The sequence below is a fragment of the Enterococcus sp. AAFC-DPL-5146 genome, from assembly GCF_058216635.1.
Window position 1 is genome coordinate 1,992,773 of sequence record NZ_CM177103.1, and the last position, 19,844, is coordinate 2,012,616.

The following is a 19,844-nucleotide window of genomic DNA, read 5'->3' on the forward strand; positions in this document are numbered from 1 at the left end:
TTATCTGACATAAATCATCAAAATCTACCATTTCCCCACACAAATCAACAGAAAAAATTAAAATAAAATGAGGAAAAAGAAGAATTTAACTCTTTTTCCCCGAAAATCTGGTGCGAACCTCTCAGTGATTTTATGGGCACTTAGGGTTCGCACAAAAAAATTATTTGTCTTTTTTCTTACAAGTTTTTACTTCCAAAAATCATCAAAAATCGAAATAGGCATATGTCTTTTATGTTGCGTCTTTTTATACCAATTCTCAATAGTTTCTTTTGCTTTATTTGAGACTTCTTTTCCTTCAACGTAGTCATCAATTTCATCGTACGTTACACCAAGTGCTACTTCATCTGCTACTAATGGTTTATCATCTTCTAAATCAGCAGTCGGAATTTTTGTATACAATTCAGAGGGTGCACCTAACTCTTTTAACAACGCTTTTCCTTGACGTTTATTTAAACGGAATAATGGTAAAATATCTGCTCCGCCATCTCCATACTTTGTATAAAAACCGGTAATGTTCTCAGCAGCATGATCTGTTCCGATTACAGCTCCAGATTTCTCTCCCGCAATAGCATACTGAACAATCATTCGTTGACGAGCTTTCATGTTCCCTTTATTAAAATCACTAATAGAAACACCTGTTTCGCTAAGAGAAAGAACGCATGCATCTATTGCTGGTTTAATATTTACTCGTAAAGATACGTCTGGCTGAATAAAATCCAGTGCTTTTTTTGCATCTGCTTCATCTGCCTGATGACCGTATGGCAAACGAACAGCAATAAATTGATACTGCTCATCTTTGGTCTCATCACGCATTTCTTCCATAGTCAATTGAGCTAGACGTCCGGCTAGTGTTGAATCTTGTCCCCCACTAATACCTAAAACTAGTGTTTTTAAAAAAGGATATTTATATAGATAGCTTTTCATGAACTCGATACTTTTACGAATTTCTTCTTTCGGATCGATTTGCGGTTTTACGCCCAGTTCTTCAACAATTGATTTTTGCAATGGTTCCATCAAAAAACCTCCCATTTACTTATCTTCACTTAATGCTTTTACATCAACTCGAACTTTTTCTAGTAAACGCATTTTATGATTCCAACACTCAGTTGACAGATCCACTGGGTATTTCTGTGGATTAAGGTCACGTTTGTATTCTTCCCAGAGTGAATCAAGATTTTCTTTTGCATAGCTTTTGATTTCTTTCAAGGTCGGCATATCATATACTCGCTTCCCTTCAACAAAAATATCTTGTAAAACAGCTCTTGCATCAAAATCTCGAACCGTTTTATTGATAAATGTGTGTACGGGATGAAACATATAAATTTCTTCTTGCTTGCGAGGATCTTCATCCCACAATGTTACATAGTCGCCTTCAGATTTTTTATCTGATTTACGAGTGATCCGCCAAACCTGTTTTTTACCAGGTGTTGTCACTTTTTCGGCGTTGCTAGAAAGTTTGATTGTATCTTTCATCTGACCATTTTTATCTTCAATTGAAACTAATTTAAACACAGCACCTAAAGCAGGTTGATCATATGCCGTAATCAATTTCGTTCCTACACCCCAAACGTCGATTTTCGCTTTTTGCATTTTCAAGCTTAAAATTGTATTTTCGTCTAGATCATTTGATGCATAGATTTTTGCCTCTGTGTATCCTGCTTCATCTAGTTGCTCACGAACTCGTTTAGAAATGTAAGCCATGTCCCCACTATCAAGACGGACACCAAGGAAATTAATTTTGTCACCCATTTCATTTGCTACACGAATCGCACTTGGCACACCTGACTTTAAGGTGTCATAGGTATCCACTAGAAAAACACAATCTTTGTGGGTCATTGCATAAGCTTTAAAGGCATCATAATCATTTCCGTATGATTGCACAAGAGAATGGGCATGGGTCCCACTTACTGGAATACCAAAAACCTTCCCAGCTCGGACGTTACTTGTCGCATCAGCTCCGCCAATGTAAGCAGCGCGAGTTCCCCAAACAGCTGCATCCAATTCTTGTGCCCGACGAGTTCCAAATTCCATTAAAGGATCTTCTCCAATAACAGACTTAATCCGTGCCGCTTTCGTTGCAATAAGCGTTTGGAAGTTAACCATATTCAACAAAGCAGTTTCGATCAGTTGGCACTGAGCCAAAGGTCCCTCCACTTGAATCAATGGTTCATTATTAAAAACTAAATCACCTTCTAAAGCTGAGCGAACCGTACACTTAAATTCAAATTCTTTCAAATAAGTCAAAAAGTCTTCTGGGTAATTCTCTACTTCTCTAAGATAAGCAATATCTGTTTCCGTGAAGGTTAGATTTTCTAAATAATTCACTAGTCTTTCTAATCCGGCAAAAATAGCATAGCCATGATTAAAAGGCATTTCTCGAAAATAACATTCAAAAACAGAATGTAAGTCTGCACGTCCTAATTTCCAATACGTTTGCATCATGTTGATTTGGTATAAATCAGTATGTAATGTTAAACTATCGTCATCATAAACTTTCTTCATTTTATTATGCCATCCTTTACTTTTTATAAAACGTTCTTCTTATTATAACAAAAAATTATTTTTTCAACTAAAAACTGGTTTTCGACTTCACTTTATGGTGTTTTTTTCTTAAAGATAAAAAACTTACTGAAAAAGTAATTCAATACAACTACTGCAACTTGGGTCACCATTTTCGCCCAAAAATCTGAGATATGCATCACTTCTATCATTAGAATCATTAGCGCCATATCAACAATAAAGGACAAAACACGATACCAATAAAAGAGCAACATTTCTCTGATAAAAGACAACATATCCTGATGATTACTGGCAAAAACAAAATATTTATTTGTGAAAAATGCGAAAAGTACTGATAAAAACCAGCCGATAGCGTTACTTACTTTATAGTCTATTCCTAATACATCTTTACAGACAAAGAAAACAATTAAATTAACAATCGTTGTTGCCACTCCAAAAACTAAATAAGAAATCACTTCTCTATATTTATAAAATAATTCTTTCAACATTCACTCTTCCTTTCGGTTCTATTAATATTTTATCAAAGATAGAATAAAAAGCCTACTTCTTTTCTACTTTCTCATAATTCGTCTTACGCTGACTATTCATAAAAAAAACTAAATAAAAATCCCCCAGAGAATCAAGCGCTTCGTTTTCTCTGGGGGTTCTTATGTTTATGATGGATTTACGGTTTGTTGGATCACAATGATATCTTTTCTAGGTGCGCTAAAAGAATAGCCTCTTTTTTGCATTTCGTTCTTAACACCGATATGCACAGTCACTTCTTCTCTTGTCGTATTCAAAAGTTTCTTGATGGCATAATCCACTTCATTTTTGGTGATTTTCTTTTTGGTATTGATCATGATTATATCGATCTTATCAAATGCGTCTGCATATACAATCTGAGTTCGATCCAATGCATATAATTTAAAGAATTTAATTGCTTTAGTTCCAAAAACAAATTTAGTAATATTTGGATAAAAATATTCTAAATCCAAATTTCTATTGATAGGTGTTTCGATTAATTTCATTCCATCAGCTCCCTATTTCTTTAAACTATGTCCAGAAGACTTTACATAAAAATTTTACTATTTCCACCTCTTTTTGTAAATCAAATAATAAACATTCGTAAAAAAAAGATGAAATTATGTTATTCTATAAAAAACACTTGACCTTCACGTCAGGTAAAGGTTTATGCTAAGTTATACAGGAGGGAATTAGATGGAATACACAATAAAAAAAGTCGCAGAATTATCCGGAATCAGCACTCGAACATTGCGTTATTATGACGAAATCGATCTTTTAAAACCGGCGCGTATTAATTCTTCTGGTTACCGTATTTACGGGACGAAAGAAATCGATAAGCTGCAGCAGATTCTTTTTTACCGTTCATTGGATATGAAATTAGAAGAAATCCAAAAATTACTGGATACACCCAATTACGATCCACAGCTTTCGTTACAAAATCATTATCAGCAATTATTGGAAAAACGCCAACAAATCGATCATCAAATCCTAACTGTAGAAAAAACATTACGTTATCAAAAAGGAGAATTAACTATGACAGATAAAGAAAAATTTATAGGTTTTAAACAAGAAAAACTACAAGAAAATGAACAAGTTTACGGCGAAGAAATACGAGAAAAATATGGAGAAGAAGCAGTTGAATCATCTAATCAAAAATGGTTGAACCTCAGCAAAGAAGACTTTACAGGCATGGAAATCGCCGAAAAAGAAATGTTTGAAGCCTTAAAAATCGTGATGCAAACCAAAGACTATCAATCAAAAGAAGCTGAATCTGTTTTCTTCAATCATAAAAAATGGTTGAGCTATACATCACCTAATTATTCAGCTGAAATGCATAAAGGTCTTGGTCTGATGTATATCGGTGATGAACGATTTGCGGCATATTATAATGACCGAGCTGGAAATGGTGCAGCTGAAACATTAAATCAAATCATTCAAACTTTTGCAAAATAAACGATAGCGATTATTTTTAGGCTCTAACATAGAATGAAATAAAATAATAAGAAAGATCTGACTTGTATTTAATGTTCAGATCTTTCTTATTTGTTCAGTTTAAATAACACTGTCTTTTCGATTAAATTTTAATGACTGTAATATAAACGAAACTGCTTTGTCAGGGGCAATCAATTGATCATTCTTTTTACTATTGATCCTTAATGCTACTGAGCCATAGTTCCCCTCTGATTCAAAATAATAAGCATAGACTGCCATAGAGTTATCCTCTGAACTACTTATTTTCTCTTGTTTTGTTTGTTCCATATATTCATGTACAAAAATGTCAGAATGTAATGTCTCTTCTTTCTTTTCTACAGAAGAATCATCTCTGGTTTGAGTGGCTTTTTTTAAATAAGCAACAAAAGTAGGATACGCTGATTTTTCGACCATACTTATATCAAATGAAAATGTATCACTTATAAATGACTGATAGGAGCGCTCTTTTTCATCATCTACTTTTACATAGTATCCCTCTGTATTTTGATAATCTTTAGGTAAATCTATTTCTATCGTCTCTTCGCCTCTTGAAATAGAGACATTTTTAATCGTTGTTTTTTGTTCAGTCGTTTCTTCTTCTAAATATTCTCTTGCTTGTTTTTCAACTAATGATAAACGGTGCTCTTTTACATAGGTTTGCCAACTAAAATACAAGACTGTACCAACCAAAGCAAGACCAACCAGCGTCAGTATAATTGTTTTGATCCTTCTTTTTCTTCGTTTAGCAATAAAATTGGTGTTTTTCAATACCTCTTTTTTGTAATTTTCTGAATGTGTAATCTGAGTAATATCATAATAATAAAAATGAAGTGGCTGTTCAAATCGAACGTTATCTGTCTCAAAATTAAAGCCCACAAGTAGCGTATATTGACGAATTTTTGAAGGGAAATTACGAATATTTTTCTTATTTAACTTAACCAATTCCCCTTGATCATCAAGAAAATAGTAGGCTTGATTATCTTCTTGTATCTGGCTCTCTTCCATCAGCGGAAAGGCCTTAATTAATTTATCTGGAATTGTTTGATAATACGCTTCAAAAGAAACATCTCTTATAAACCTTAATAAATAAAATAAGCCAACAATTTCCGCTATAAAAATCAAAAGTAACAAACCTCTTAATAAGGAAGTAGAAATACTAATCCCTGTTACCGTCAATAGCATCGTTGCGATTAATCCCATGATATACATTTGATAACTTTTTATATACAATTGCCTGATTCCGGATTTATAGTATTCCAGATCATGTTTGATGTTTTCATTTCTTTCTTCCATTTGTAAACCTCCCAACTTTTACTCCTCAAAAATTACTCCTGAATATATCCTTTTAGTTCTTACTATTTTACAGGAACCTTATGTAAATAACAATAACAGCAAGCAGTTCGTTCTCATCTGGTTATTGCTATTTTAAAATAAGTTAAATAAAAAACTTACTTATCTATAATCAACTGATCAAAAATAAACTCTCCAACTCCGCCATCTTTACACTCACTCACAATATGCTTACATTTTTCTTTGACGCTGTCTTTTGCGTTGCCAACTGCTACAGCAACATCCACTACATCAAGCATTGCGATATCATTTTCTCCATCACCAATTCCATAGCTTTTAGCATTAGGAAATTTTTTCATAAACTCTTTTAATGCATAGCCTTTACTGCTAAATGGATTAACCATTTCTAAACATTGAATAAAAGACGAAAATACGTACATTGTTTCACTTGTTAATAATTCACGTAAGGATTCAAGCTCTTGATCATCAGCTTCCATCACCTCTATTTTTACAACTTTCACCTCTGGATGCGCCTTCAAATATTCTATTGGATCTTCTACATGTTGACATTCTTCGTTGAAATAGCCTTCTTTAAAGTCCATAATTTTTTCACCAGTTTCTCCCAGTGGTTTCAACTTTTCTCTCAAAGCTAAAAACTGTTTTTTATACTGCTGAATTGGTTTTAAAATAACACCATCACTTGTATGAACATGATAAAAAATAGTTCTAGATTCCAGAATATCGATTGCTTTTTGGCACTCTTCAATGGACAAATCATGTTGATAAACAGGCTCTTCACCAATCAATTTGTATCCTGCACCATTACTGAAAATAACATCACAGTCACTTTCTATCGAATCCATTAATTCCGTCAGCTGACCATAGCCTCGACCACTGATAAAAACAAAATGATCTCCTTGTTCTTGCAATGCATAAATAGCATCATAATTTATTTTTGGCACATCTACACCAATATCTTGAAATGTTCCATCTATGTCACAAAAAACCACATTCATCCCTATATCTCCTTTTAATTTATGTTCAATTAGTATAGCATAAAAGGGTTCCCGAAAAGATTGTTCTTTGAATTTTTAGTTAAACTGCTCTTCTTGTATGGTAAAATGATGTATCAAAACAATCTATTAAAAGGAGCACGTTTTATTGGAAACAAAAGACTTTTTCTCTGGCAGCCAATTAAAATGGATTGCAATCATTGCGATGTTGCTAGATCACACAGCAAAAATCATTTCCTTTCAATCAACACCTGGGATGTCTGTTCCTTATGCGGTTGAACCCAACCATCTACTTGAATCAATTCAAAGTATCTTTCCTATTTTTATTATGATTGGACGTTTAGCTTTTCCACTATTCTGTTTTTTACTTGTAGAAGGATTTATTCATACATCTAATATAAAAAAATATGTGGTACGTTTGTTTCTTTTCGCTTTGATTTCTGAAGTTCCATATGATTTGGCCTTTTCACATCAGTTGATTGATTTAGAAAGTCAAAATGTATTTTTCACTTTATTGATTGGTTTGTTGGTTATTATCGGGTTGAAGAAATTTAATACTTATACTGTAAAAAATGTCCTTATTTCTCTGATAATAATTGGAACTGGTATCTTTTTAGCGGAATGGATGCAAACTGATTATGGAGGTTGGATCGGGATTTTATCGATTGTTAGTTTGTATTTGTTTAGAAACTTTCCTCTGTTGAAATGCATTTTGGGTGGGTTGATCCTTTTACAAAATAGCTTTTTTGGCCCTTTAGCATTCATACTGATCTATTTTTATAATGGTCAGCGTGGTAGACAGTGGAAATATTTTTTCTATTGGTTTTATCCAGTCCATTTGTTGGTTTTAGTAGGGATTCAGCAGTTTTTGATTGCGCCATTTTTGAATAATATGTAGTATCCGGGAGGTAACTTGAAATTTGAATAAAAAGTTCATTTATTAATTGAGTAGAAATAAATATAGAAGTTTTTTTATTCTCCTAATATTCATCTTTTTAACCCTTTAAAAAGCACAAAAATCACCGTAAAAGATGATTTTTGTGCTTTTTACTATTTCACTTTTCTACTTTTTCTAAAATAATTTCCACATACCAAAAGGATAAATAAAACACCAATCATCATTAGTACGTTATTTTTATCTTCCCCTGTTTGAGGAAATGAATTACGTTGTTTTTTTGATTGATAGGTTTTTGATTCAGACTTCAAAGAACTATCAGCGGGATGTTGAGTCGTTGGCTGGCTAGCGATAGATTCGCTATTCCCTTGTTTTTCAGGTTGTTTAGTTTGTTCTGCCTCCGTTGAATTGTTAGTTGAATTACCAGTTGACGGTTGTTCAGGTTTTGTATTTTCAGCAGGTTCTTTTGGTTTTTCCTGCTCTGTAAACTGTATAACTGTTTTAACAATCTCACTTTGATTTCCAGCATCATCATGACTTTGGGCCCAAACTTCTGTTGCTTTTGTTTGTTCAAAAGGTGCGGTATATTCTTGATAGGTTTGACCCTTATCTAAGCTATAACGAAGATGAGTGTATGCCTCTTGCTCTTTTGTTAACTCTTTTTCATACGTAATCGCTACTTGAACAGGAGGAGTAAAACTTAATGTTCGTTTTTTTGAAGTAACATTTATAATCGGTTGTGCAGCTATTTCACTTTGAATGTTGGTGACTTCGTAGCTTGTTACCTCAGATGTATTCCCATAACGATCAACAGCATTAAAATACACTTTTTGATTTGCTACAACAGCGACTCCATCTATATAACGTTCGTAATACTCACCATCAAAACTATAAAATATTGTTGTATTATCTTCAGCCGTAGCTTTTAGTGTAACTGCTTGATTGGTTAAAGTTGTAGGACTTGCTGTAACTGTTGGTGCTTTGGGTAAGTCATTTTTATAAAAGACTGTAATGGCTTTACTTGTTGTATTTCCCGTGCTGTCAGTTAGTCCAACCTGTAAATGATTTTCTCCATCAGTTACTGGAACTTTATAATCGAAAGCAGCTGCTGGCTTTCCTTCAAAGAATTTTTCATCGAAAGTATTATAGTCAATGTCTGTATGAATATTTTCATTGTTTACAAATAATTTATAGCCAGAGAAATTATCTGAAATCAGCCCTTTTAGATGAAATGGATTTTCATTGGTGTAAACAAAATAGTTTCCTTTTTCATCAACATCTAAGTTATCCATTTGCAGCGTCGGCAAAACAGTATCAACAATTACATAGTAGCCTTCGTTGATAAGCGGCTCTCCATAATTTACTTTATCTAATTGAACATAGAAAGCAAGGCTTTGTTTTCCTTGTTTTAGTTCAATCGGGAAACTGAAGGTCAACGTTTTAGGATCATAAGAGACTTCTTGCTTATTGATTGTAAAATGATCCACTTTTACACCTAAACGTCCTCTAACCGTATAAATTCCAGTAGTTGAATCATAATCTGGATTCCCTACGCCAATAGAGGTAATACCGCTAACGTTGATATTTTCTAACGAGAGAATGTCCGTTTGTTGATACCCTGTTGTTGTAATCATTCGTTTTTGCACGGTTTGATTCCCATATTTGTCAATTGCACGAATTGAAATCAAATTTTGACCATGAACCAGTTTTAGCGTTGTTTGAAAGTGTCCATCTGATTGAATTGAGTCTGTTAAATCGATACTTTCATCGTTACTTGCCTGTTCTAATTCCAATCTTGTTGTTGTTTCTCCTGTGATTCCAGTCAAAGTATACACGATTTGCTCAGTCTGGCTATTTTCTTGACTCGGATCGATAATAGATAGGTCAGGCTTCTTAGTGAAAACCGTTATTGGAACTTTTTTAATGATCGAGTGTCCTTCAGCATCGTTAGAAAACGTAATTGTTTTAGTTTCATTTGTTAAAGGTACGGCTACTGTAAATAACTCTGCGTTGCTCGATACTTTAATACCATTGACAAATAATTCTTGCGGATATGAACCATTGATAGTTAAGGTCTCCTCCACAGTTGAAAAATTAGTAGTGTTGCTTGTGATCACCTGATCGTCTGCTAGATTAAACAGAACTAAACCAGCTTTTGTACCATATTGGATGTATTGATTTTTATACCCATAATTTCCTGCGTAATCCGTCACTAAAATTTCCACTTGATTTTGACCTGCACTTGGTTTTTGTGAATCTGCTAAAGGAATTGAAACAGTGCCTGCTTTTTGCTTGCTAAGATCATAGGTTTCGATTTTCCCGTTAATAGAAACGGTTACTGACCTTAAATCTACCCCACTTAATTGATCCGTTAACTTTATATTTAAGATTGGTTCTGTTAAAGAGTTTCCAAAGTTAATTTGCTCAATATTCGGTTCAGTAGTATCAACTTTTATCGGTAAATACATTTCTTGAGGTTTAGCATCAGCGATATCTGCTTTAGCGACAACTTTTAATTGATATTGACCATCTGGAACAACTTTATTTTTCCCTGTTTTTACATCATAAGTCGTACCATCCCAATTGGCGTTAGTAATAGTATGAGCCGAAAAACGACCTGTTCTGGAACTAAAAGTGTCTTTACGAATTTGTTTTTCTTCAGCTAAACGACGAATTACCTTTTTATTGCCATCAACAATTTCATAGGTGACATTCTTAGCATTACGTAAAAAATTCAACGTTGGTTTTGCTTCATCTTTACGATTATCTTGATTCGGTGAAATCGCAACTAAATCAGGATTGATTGTATTATTTTCAAGGCCTAATAATGTATTATTTTTATCTGTAAAATAACCAAATCCTTGGATTGAAGCCTCATCATAAATTGGTGCGTCAATAACAGGCGCGACACTGTAATCCCCATAAAATCCAACAAATGGCATTGTTAAATCGGGTTGCGTATCACTCGTAAACCCAATATAGCCTTCTACAAATTGCTGTTTTGGAAATGAATCTGGTAAGTCTAATTGAAGTTGAATTGTTTGTGTTTCACCTGGTTGAATTGTCATCTTTTTTTGATTAGGTGTGATTTGAGCATCTTTGATTTTTGCTTCATAGACTTCTGCTGTACTTGTTTGAGTTTCTGTATAAACACCACCAAAATCAGTAAATCGGTAAGTTGCCGCTTTCTTACCATTGTTTTGTAGATTAACAGAAATTGTGGTATTCTTACCGATTTGTTTTAGAGCTAATGCACCATCGCCATCAATTGAATCTGTTAAACTAGTGGTATTTTCAATTGCTTTATCCACCTTTATTTGACCTGCTCCTTGTCTGCGTGGCGAAATAAGCACATTATCATGGTCTTTATCTAACATTGGCAAAGCCGTATTCATTACTGATAACTTAGCAAAACGAGTTAGATCAGTTCCAGCAAGAGTCGTATTTCCTTTTTTCAACGCTTGATATATAAGAGCCTCCGAACCTGCAACAAAAGGTGAAGACATTGACGTTCCACTTTTTGTTTGGTAGCCGTTATTATTGACTGTGGAGTAAATATTGCCTCCAGGAGCTGAAATTTCTGGTTTAAATTCTAAATCAGGCGTTAATCCCCATGAAGAAAAGTCAGACATTTTCCCTGTTTTTGGATTAGCAAATTGATAACCATCAATATCAAAGCTAAACTGCTGATTTTTTGTTTCTTTCACTAATCCAACTAAAGCTTCTCCATCCTCTTTTGTGAGACTTAATGTTAAATAGGTAGGATCATCTAGTTGCATATTGATTGGAGGACTATTTGGTGCATTGTTGTAAATAAATGCTGCACTTGCGCCATGCTCTTTAGCGATTCGTTGTTTATCCGAAAAAGTGATTGAACCACGCTGAATCAATACGATTTTCCCTTTAACCTCTTTACCTTGATAATCACTTTCTATTCCCATCCCAACTTCAATTAAATCTGTCGTTTGATTTAATAAACTTGTATCGGCATTTGTTCCATTAGAAAAAACGATAGCACCTGATGGAGAAGTTGAGGTTTCCATTTTATGAATATGCTTTGTTCCATCATTATCAACTAGTTGAACAAGCAATCCGTCACTTGTAATATAAGTATTTTCTGCAGAAGCAACAGTCAAAGCTTCTGTAGTAACACCAGGAGAACCCAATGTTCCCGTATCAATCGTTCCCAATTTATTCTGAGGATCAACACTCGTATTGTCCGTTGTACTGATGCTACTATTACCAGCAGAAATCACAGATAATACACCAGCTTCAGCCGCTTGTTTAATGACTAATTGTTCTGGTGAATTAGGATCTACGGTACCAGAAACAGAACCTAAACTCATGTTTAATACATCGGCTCCAAGTTTCACTGAGTCTTCAATGGCAGCAATTACATCATCATCCAAGGCAGTCGCTACTTGAGTATTATTTGGAAAAACCTTCATTGCCAGCAACTGTGCTTCTGGTGCTACACCTAATACAGCTTTTGCTGGATCATCGCCAATCCCATTTGCAGCGACAATTCCTGCAACGTGCATACCATGCATATTCGTTCCTGGATTAGTATCTATAATGTCTTCATTATTATCGGCATAATTATGACCATAAGGTACTTTTCTTGTGAACGCTTGACCATATCCAATGTTTTTAACACCTTGCTCTCCTACTTGAAGAGAAATTTTTTCTTTTGTATTTTCTGATAAGCGTAAATCTTTATGAGTCGGATCAACCCCTGAATCAATAATGGAAACGACCATTCCTTCCCCTTTAAGCTGGTGATTTTGCCATACTTGCTGGACATTGGCTAATTGGTTTGCATCAATAGATGTTGGATAGTAGACTTTTGCAGCAGAAACAGATTCAACTCCACCCATGGATTGGATGGTTTCAACATCTTTGTACTTTGCATCAATTGAAAAACCATTGATTAAATAGCCAAAAGCACGGTCACTTTTATTACCTGTGAGTTTTTCGATTTTCTTTTTTACTGTAGATTGACTCTCAATGACAGAATCAGTTGCTTTTTCAATTGATTGAACGGATGCTTTAGAACCTGTGGGAGGGGCTAATTTTTCAATAGCAGCATCTTTTTTCAATTGTACGATTAAACGAATTTCTTGATTATCATCAAAAGCGTTTTCATTAAATTGACTCACATCAAAGCCTCGGCTTGCTAATTGAGCTTTTACATTTTCTTCGAAAGCTTTTTTGCTAAGGTCATTTGTAGATGACTCTTTCTTTTGATGAGCATCCACTAATTTTTGATAATTTGTATTTTGCTCTTGAGATGTGTTTTTCTCTCCCAAAGCAATTGTAGAAAAGGTACTAACACTTGTTGATAGCATTAAAACTGTTAGTAAAAATAAACTATTCCATTTCTGTTTTTTTGTGTTGCCAAACTTCCCCATATCAAAATCCTCCTATTTCATTTTTTACAAAAAGTTAAATAAAAATAATTATATATATTCTAATCTAATTTTAATTATAATTCAATTGTTTTTTTGTTTTAAAAAAAAGAAAAATGTACTTTTTTAGATCCGTTGTATTTATTAACCAATAAACTCCCTAATTCATAAAAAATTGCAACAAAAAAGAACCTTAAAAATATCAAGGTTCTTTTTTGTTCTCTACATCATGTCGCCAATAATCAATCCAAATAACTTATTATCCTGTACTAATTTTTCACATTAAACGGTATTCATATTTTTAATAAGTTACTGACTCATAGATACCAGGAGCTACTCCATCATATCCTTTAACAAACTCATTTCCTGAGTTATAAATAATATCTGCTTCTTTATTCGTCCATGCTGAATTAGATAAACCTATAGTATCTACATTTTTAAATCTAAAGTCTTTTCCTAAAATTAGTTTTGATACAGTTGAGTTGGCAAATAGACGGCTCATATCCGTTACTTTAGCCGTATTCCAATTGCTTAGATCAACTTCTTTTAATGATGTTGTATATCTGAATGTTTCAAACATATCTGTTACATTATTTATCGTTTCATTATTTAAATTGACACTTTGTAATCCTTCTGCTCCTCTGAACATATAATCCATACTACGTACATTACTCATATTTAATTGACTCATGTCTACTGTTTTAAGAGATATAGCATCCATAAACATGCAAATCATACTTGTTACTTTACTTGTATCTAAATTATTCAGTTGTTTAATTTCTCTTAAGTTAGTTAAATCTTCAAACAAACTATCAGCAGATTCTAACTTTAATTTCTCTGAGAAAACGATTATTTCTATTTGTTGTGGATCAATATTATTTTGTTCTGCGAATGTTTGCATTGTAAATTCATTCGCAAAAGTCCCTTTCTTAAAAGTGAGTGTTTTATTTGTTTGATCCCAAATGTGATCTGCAGTAGTATTACCAACTGTATAAGTTCCCGAAGCTGCTCCATCATATTCTTTGGCAAACTCATTTCCTGAGTTATAAATAACATCTGCTTCTTTATTCACCCATGCTGACTCATCTAACCCAATAGTATCTGTATTTTTAAACTTGAAGTCTTTTCCTAAAATTAGTTTTGATACAGTTGAGTTGGCAAATAGACGGCTCATATCCGTTACTTTAGCCGTATTCCAATTGCTTAAATCAACTTCTTTTAATGATGGTGTATATCTGAATGTTTCAAACATATCTGTTACATTATTTATCGTTTCATTATTTAAATTGACACTTTGTAATCCTTCTGCTCCTCTGAACATATAATCCATATTACGTACATTACTCATATTTAATTGACTCATATCTACTGTTTTAAGAGATATAGCATCCATAAACATGCAATTCATAGTTGTTACTTTGCTTGTGTCTAATTTCTCTAAACCAATGATTGTTTCCAAATCATATAATTCAGCAAACAAATCCTCAGAGCTTTCACCAGCTTTTACAGGTGTAGCAAATCGAATTTTTTTAATTTTTTTATTATTTAAAATAGTGTCTTTTTCAATTTCTTCAGCAATAGATTTCTCTTCTGGAAATTGACCACCATAAAAACTTAACGTTTGAGATTCTTCATCCCATCTCCATTCAGAAGTTCCAAATTTCCCCATAGCCTTACTATTAGTAGTGTACAAATTAATATCGAAAGCAGCCGGTTTGTTTTTACCTTCATCATTTGTTTTCCAGCTAATACGACGTCCACTTACTTCATCCTCATCAGAATATTTAGCATAATTAGACCCAAGGATATCCTTTTTTAAAAACGGGTACTTCTTGTAATCCATGGAACTATAATAATAATCTATGCTATTATAAGAAGGATTATATTTATATTTCACAACAACAGAAATACTTTCATCACTTGTAATCTTTATTGGTTTTTTTAATGTAACTCTTTTCGTCCCAGAACTCTCCATTACCCCTGAAGCAACTTTCTCATAATCCTTCAAAGTCGCTTTTTCATTGTTCTTTGGATTGATATAGATTTCATATGGAGCATTAGCTTGCTCACTTCTAATAGATACTGCAAAAATTGTCTCATCTTTACTTGCATCAACAGAAAAATCATTTGATAATAGTACTGATTCTGTTGGCTTCTCTAACCGTTCAAACCACCATTTCGTTTCACCTACTTGAGAAATATAGCTATTGTCATAATTTTTTTCATCGTAAACTTCAGAAATTGCTCCTATACTTCGACCAAATAAAAACATGTCTTCATAGGAAACATAGTAATACCCCTCCTTACCGAATCGGGTGCCCCAACTATTCTTCATCACAAAAGCACCATTATTATTAGGACGTTTTTCCTTCTTAAAATTGTCTTTATTATAATGATCGTCCCAACCTACCAGAATCGTTGAGTGATTTGTACCTGGAAATCCTTCATAACTATTATAAATTCCACCAGTTACTTCATTAATACTTTCTTGAAGGTTTGTATTATATTCATAGGTAACTGCACCATTTTCTTTAATTAGTTTTTTTATAAATTGAACAACTTTCTCTTTTTCCTCGTTAGTTGACTTGGATGAAGCATAAAATTTTACATAGGAAGCAACATCTAAATCTGAATTTTTACCTAATTCTTCAATTTTAATTGGATCAGTTGAATAACCTTTATCAAAATTTTGGGTAAGAACAGGTAATCTACCTTGTGTATATAATGGCATTGTACTTGACCAATTCCCCCAATCTCCTATATTTCGGCTTCCATGAATTGTATAAGGATTTTCGCCATCTGTTCCTGTTGCATTATTAGCTGAAATATAATCAACATATCTTTCCGAAAACTTATACTTCTTTCCTAATTTAGTAGCTGCTGCATGTTCAACTAAACCAGTTGATGCATATGCCCAGCAAATTCCTAATTGACCTTGATGTTTGATAGGTGTTCCTAATTTACCATCGAAATTAAACGTTTCGGGTAAATCATTCTTATATTTCCTAGCGTTTCTTTCAAATTCTTTTGGAAACTCAAATTTGTCTCGTTTAATCTCTTCGTCTTTAACAACAGGGTTATTTTTATTGAATTCATTAATAAAATTTTCTTGTTCTTTTGTTAATCCCTCAGTTGCATTGGCTCTAAGTGGAAAAAACATCCCTATACATAAAACAAATAACAACAAACTAATCTTCTTCACTAAAAATTCCTCCTTTTCGTTATAAATTTATTATAACCAATATGTCGTATAAAATAAACAAAAATATTAAATTTATGTATTTTTTATGTATTTTATATTTAAAAAATCATTGATCTCTATAAAATATATTCGTTAAAACTTGTATTTAATTAAACGAATCTTGTTATAACAAGATTGTAAAAAATAAATTCCATCTATACTGTAACTTTCTATAATTCACTTCCACTGTTTACTATTTTGATTATTATAATGCTGAGAACAAAAAAAAGAACCTTGAAATATCAAGGTTCTTCATTCATTCTTACATCATGCCGCCCATTCCCATTGAAGGGTCCATTGGAGGCATTGAAGCTCCTGCTGGCTCTGGTTTATCTGCAACAACAGCTTCTGTTGTTAATAATAACGCAGCAACTGATGCAGCATTTTGTAAAGCTGAACGTGTTACTTTAGTTGGGTCAACGATTCCTGCTTCTACCATGTTTACCCATTCACCATTTGCAGCATTAAAGCCAATACCTAAATCAATGTTTTTTAATTTATCAACTATTACTGAGCCTTCATATCCAGCATTTTCAGCAATTTGACGAATTGGTTCTTCTAAGGCACGAACAACAATTTTCACACCTGTTGCAACATCGCCTTCTGTATCTAAAGCAGTTACTTTGCCAATCACATTCACTAGCGCTGTACCTCCACCAGATACCATACCTTCTTCAACAGCCGCACGAGTTGCATTTAAAGCATCTTCAATACGTAATTTTAATTCTTTTAATTCTGTTTCCGTAGCAGCACCAACTTTAACTACCGCTACACCGCCAGCTAATTTCGCTAAACGTTCTTGTAATTTTTCACGGTCAAAATCAGAAGTTGTTTCTGCAATTTGGTTTTTCAATAACTGAACTCGAGCATCAATAGATACTTTTTCGCCAGCCCCTTCAACGATTGTTGTGTTGTCTTTATCAACAACAACTTTGCTTGCATTACCAAGATTCTCAATTGCAGTATCTTTTAATTCAAGCCCTAAATCATCCGTAATCACTGTTCCACCGGTTAAAATAGCGATATCTTCAAGCATTGCTTTACGACGATCACCAAAACCAGGAGCTTTAACAGCTACTACATTAAATGTTCCACGAATTTTATTTAAAACTAATGTTGGTAAAGCTTCTCCATCTACATCATCAGCAATGATTAATAATGGACGACTTTGTTGTAAAATTTGCTCTAACAAAGGCAAGATGTCTTGGATGTTAGAGATTTTCTTATCCGTAATTAAGATATATGGATTTTCTAAAACTGCTTCCATCTTATCGTTATCTGTTACCATATATTGTGATAAGTAACCACGGTCAAATTGCATTCCTTCAACCACGTCTAATTCTGTTTCGATTCCTTTTGATTCTTCAATCGTGATAACACCATCGTTACCAACTTTTTCCATTGCATCAGCAATCAATTGTCCTACACGATCTGAACCAGAAGATACAGCTGCTACTTGTGCAATTGCTTCTTTAGAATCAACCACAGTTGAGATATTGTGTAATTCTTCAACGGCTGTTTTTGTTGCTAGTTCGATACCACGACGGATACCTAATGGATTAGCACCAGCTGTTACGTTTTTCAAGCCTTCACGTACGATTGCTTGCGTCAATACTGTAGCAGTTGTTGTTCCATCTCCAGCGATATCATTAGTTTTAGACGCAACTTCTGAAACTAATTTAGCTCCCATGTTTTCAAAGTGATCTTCTAATTCGATTTCTTTTGCGATTGTTACACCGTCGTTTGTGATTAACGGAGAGCCAAATGATTTTTCTAAAACAACGTTACGGCCTTTAGGACCTAATGTTACTTTTACTGTATCCGCTAAAATATCTACTCCACGAAGCATTGCTGCACGTGCATCTTCTGCAAATTTGATTTCTTTTGCCATAATTCCTTCACCTCAAAAGTTTATTTTTCTATTTAAATGATTTGTTTCTGCTTGATAATGAATTATTCAACAATCGCAATGATGTCTTTTCCAGAAACGATCAAGTAGTCATTTCCTTCGTATTTTACTTCTGTACCAGAGTATTTTTCAAACATCACTGTATCGCCTTCTTTTACATCGGCAGGAACTTTTGTACCGTTCTCTAAAACACGGCCTTCACCGACTGCGATAACTTTACCTGTTTGAGGCTTTTCTTGAGCAGCTGAAGCTAAGACGATGCCTCCGACTGTTTTTTCTTCTTCTTTCGCGACTTCAATAACGACGCGATCGCTTAATGGTTTTAACACAATAAATCCCTCCATAAAAAATTAATTTCATTTTTAGCACTCTTGTCTACCGAGTGCTAACTCACACTATTTATAATACTCATTTCGCCTTCATTTTGCAAGTCTTTTGACCAATTTTATAAAATAATTGTTACTACATTAAAGGAACGGAAACAATCTGAAAATCAGTTCAAAAAATAAAGACATCAAGTTTCTTTAAAAGTTGATGGTCCACTTCCTCTCTCTTATCGATTTCATGATAAAATAAATGAAAAGAAAGAGAGGCGATTAAAATGAAACAACGAATCACAGCAGCTTTGATGGCAACTGGGCTTTATTTAATTATTGCTAATATTGGTAACTTCTTTTTTGGTGTAAACAAACGCTTTGATTGGACGACTACTTTGTGGGAAGCAGCTTTCTTCTTTGTTTTTATCTTTCTATTGTTAGGCTATCGCAATAATCATAAATAATTGGCGGATATTTTAAGAATAGTCAGTTCCAATAAACGTAAGCTATGGTATACTTTTTATATTCTACAAATTATTGGAAGGAGTTTTCTGTCTATATGACTACCAATCTGTCTATTAAAAAATTAAGCATTACAACAATCTTATTATATGGACTCGTCTTTTTGTCCCCTTTTATCTTTAGCCCCTTTTCACCAAATGTAGTAATTGGCGGCACAACGTTCACCTATATTATCGGTGCAACTCTAATGATTTGGCTTTATCTTAAAAATAAAGAATCTGCTGTTACTATGGTAGAAAGAGACACGAAGCTGACTTCTCCTGTATTTATGTTATTACTAGGTATCAGTGGGATTTTCATTGCGATGATCATTCAAGCAATTGTCTTTGGTATTGAAACAGCAATCACTGGCGTTAAACCTAATTCAGAAAATACGCAAAATATTATTACTATTATTTTATCCAATCCTCTGTTCATCTTAGCAACAACTATTGGCGGGCCAATTATGGAAGAATTTGTTTTTCGTCGTTCGTTGATTGGTTTGACTGAACCCTATACTGGTTTTTGGATTTCAGCTATTATCAGCTCTTCTCTCTTTTCCTTGATTCACATGGACGGGCATTTCTTTGTTTATTTTTTCATGGGCTTCTTTTTTGCTCTATTATATAAAATGACTGGAAAGATTTGGACTTCTATCATTGCCCATTGTGGAATGAATACACTTGTTGTGATCGCTCAACTTGCATTGCATTTTGGAAATATTGAATTACCTAAATAGAAAATAGTATAAAGCCCCTGTGATTGCATTTTAG

The 19,844-nt window shown here is 33.6% G+C and carries 14 protein-coding genes; 4 read left to right on the forward strand and 10 right to left on the reverse strand.

What is annotated here, in order from left to right; translation table 11 throughout:
- Nucleotides 1-186: 186 nt before the first annotated feature.
- The 4 genes from nadE to AC4BB2_RS09150 form a co-directional block, all read right to left on the reverse strand.
- The gene (gene nadE, locus AC4BB2_RS09135) at nucleotides 187-1,014 is read right to left on the reverse strand and encodes an NAD(+) synthase (RefSeq protein ID WP_490472629.1); all 828 of its coding nucleotides are present in this window, start codon (nucleotides 1,012-1,014) and stop codon (nucleotides 187-189) included.
- 15 nt (nucleotides 1,015-1,029) lie between these two features.
- A complete protein-coding gene (locus AC4BB2_RS09140) occupies nucleotides 1,030-2,502 on the reverse strand; it encodes a nicotinate phosphoribosyltransferase (RefSeq protein ID WP_490472630.1) in 1,473 nt (490 codons plus the stop codon).
- A gap of 92 nt (nucleotides 2,503-2,594) precedes the next feature.
- Nucleotides 2,595-3,005, reverse strand: coding sequence for a GtrA family protein (locus AC4BB2_RS09145; protein ID WP_490474687.1), 411 nt, complete (start codon nucleotides 3,003-3,005; stop codon nucleotides 2,595-2,597).
- 168 nt (nucleotides 3,006-3,173) lie between these two features.
- The gene (locus AC4BB2_RS09150; protein WP_490472631.1) at nucleotides 3,174-3,530 is read right to left on the reverse strand and encodes a DUF1827 family protein; all 357 of its coding nucleotides are present in this window, start codon (nucleotides 3,528-3,530) and stop codon (nucleotides 3,174-3,176) included.
- Nucleotides 3,531-3,720: 190 nt separating this feature from the next.
- On the opposite strand from AC4BB2_RS09150, the gene AC4BB2_RS09155 reads away from it, so the two are divergent.
- Entirely contained in the window at nucleotides 3,721-4,479 is a 759-nt protein-coding gene (locus tag AC4BB2_RS09155; protein WP_490472632.1) for a MerR family transcriptional regulator, read from the forward strand.
- Between the two features lie 99 nt (nucleotides 4,480-4,578).
- Here the strand turns inward: AC4BB2_RS09155 and AC4BB2_RS09160 are convergent, their stop codons facing one another.
- Both AC4BB2_RS09160 and AC4BB2_RS09165 read right to left on the reverse strand, forming a co-directional pair.
- Nucleotides 4,579-5,790, reverse strand: coding sequence for a hypothetical protein (locus AC4BB2_RS09160; protein WP_490472633.1), 1,212 nt, complete (start codon nucleotides 5,788-5,790; stop codon nucleotides 4,579-4,581).
- 155 nt (nucleotides 5,791-5,945) lie between these two features.
- The gene (locus tag AC4BB2_RS09165) at nucleotides 5,946-6,803 is read right to left on the reverse strand and encodes an HAD-IIB family hydrolase (RefSeq protein ID WP_490472634.1); all 858 of its coding nucleotides are present in this window, start codon (nucleotides 6,801-6,803) and stop codon (nucleotides 5,946-5,948) included.
- Between the two features lie 145 nt (nucleotides 6,804-6,948).
- Here AC4BB2_RS09165 and AC4BB2_RS09170 point away from each other — a divergent pair, with 145 nt between their 5' ends.
- The gene (locus tag AC4BB2_RS09170) at nucleotides 6,949-7,698 is read left to right on the forward strand and encodes a TraX family protein (protein WP_490472635.1); all 750 of its coding nucleotides are present in this window, start codon (nucleotides 6,949-6,951) and stop codon (nucleotides 7,696-7,698) included.
- A gap of 152 nt (nucleotides 7,699-7,850) precedes the next feature.
- Here AC4BB2_RS09170 and AC4BB2_RS09175 read toward each other — a convergent pair whose 3' ends face one another.
- From AC4BB2_RS09175 to groES, 4 genes are all read right to left on the reverse strand, one after another.
- Nucleotides 7,851-13,106: a S8 family serine peptidase gene (locus tag AC4BB2_RS09175; RefSeq protein ID WP_490472636.1), complete on the reverse strand. Its 5,256-nt coding sequence runs from the start codon at nucleotides 13,104-13,106 to the stop codon at nucleotides 7,851-7,853.
- Between the two features lie 298 nt (nucleotides 13,107-13,404).
- Nucleotides 13,405-16,305, reverse strand: a complete 2,901-nt coding sequence (locus AC4BB2_RS09180; protein ID WP_490472637.1) for a BspA family leucine-rich repeat surface protein — start codon at nucleotides 16,303-16,305, stop codon at nucleotides 13,405-13,407.
- 301 nt (nucleotides 16,306-16,606) lie between these two features.
- Complete coding sequence (gene groL / locus AC4BB2_RS09185) at nucleotides 16,607-18,235, reverse strand: chaperonin GroEL (protein WP_490472638.1); 1,629 nt, start codon at nucleotides 18,233-18,235, stop codon at nucleotides 16,607-16,609.
- Nucleotides 18,236-18,297: 62 nt separating this feature from the next.
- Entirely contained in the window at nucleotides 18,298-18,582 is a 285-nt protein-coding gene (gene groES, locus AC4BB2_RS09190) for a co-chaperone GroES (RefSeq protein WP_086312420.1), read from the reverse strand.
- 272 nt (nucleotides 18,583-18,854) lie between these two features.
- Between groES and AC4BB2_RS09195 the strand changes: the two genes are divergently transcribed.
- A complete protein-coding gene (locus AC4BB2_RS09195; RefSeq protein WP_490472639.1) occupies nucleotides 18,855-19,034 on the forward strand; it encodes a hypothetical protein in 180 nt (59 codons plus the stop codon).
- Between the two features lie 107 nt (nucleotides 19,035-19,141).
- Nucleotides 19,142-19,810, forward strand: coding sequence for a CPBP family intramembrane glutamic endopeptidase (locus tag AC4BB2_RS09200; RefSeq protein WP_490474688.1), 669 nt, complete (start codon nucleotides 19,142-19,144; stop codon nucleotides 19,808-19,810).
- Nucleotides 19,811-19,844: the final 34 nt, after the last annotated feature.

Excerpts from the sequence above, each read along its gene's own strand:
- nadE (WP_490472629.1), bottom strand. The coding sequence starts at position 1,014 with ATGGAACCATTGCAAAAATCAATTGTTGAAGAACTGGGCGTAAAACCG.
- groL (WP_490472638.1), bottom strand. The coding sequence starts at position 18,235 with ATGGCAAAAGAAATCAAATTTGCAGAAGATGCACGTGCAGCAATGCTT.
- AC4BB2_RS09175 (WP_490472636.1), bottom strand. The coding sequence starts at position 13,106 with ATGGGGAAGTTTGGCAACACAAAAAAACAGAAATGGAATAGTTTATTT.
- AC4BB2_RS09165 (WP_490472634.1), bottom strand. The coding sequence starts at position 6,803 with ATGAATGTGGTTTTTTGTGACATAGATGGAACATTTCAAGATATTGGT.
- AC4BB2_RS09140 (WP_490472630.1), bottom strand. The coding sequence starts at position 2,502 with ATGAAGAAAGTTTATGATGACGATAGTTTAACATTACATACTGATTTA.
- AC4BB2_RS09195 (WP_490472639.1), top strand. The coding sequence starts at position 18,855 with ATGAAACAACGAATCACAGCAGCTTTGATGGCAACTGGGCTTTATTTA.
- AC4BB2_RS09160 (WP_490472633.1), bottom strand. The coding sequence starts at position 5,790 with ATGGAAGAAAGAAATGAAAACATCAAACATGATCTGGAATACTATAAA.
- AC4BB2_RS09150 (WP_490472631.1), bottom strand. The coding sequence starts at position 3,530 with ATGAAATTAATCGAAACACCTATCAATAGAAATTTGGATTTAGAATAT.
- AC4BB2_RS09155 (WP_490472632.1), top strand. The coding sequence starts at position 3,721 with ATGGAATACACAATAAAAAAAGTCGCAGAATTATCCGGAATCAGCACT.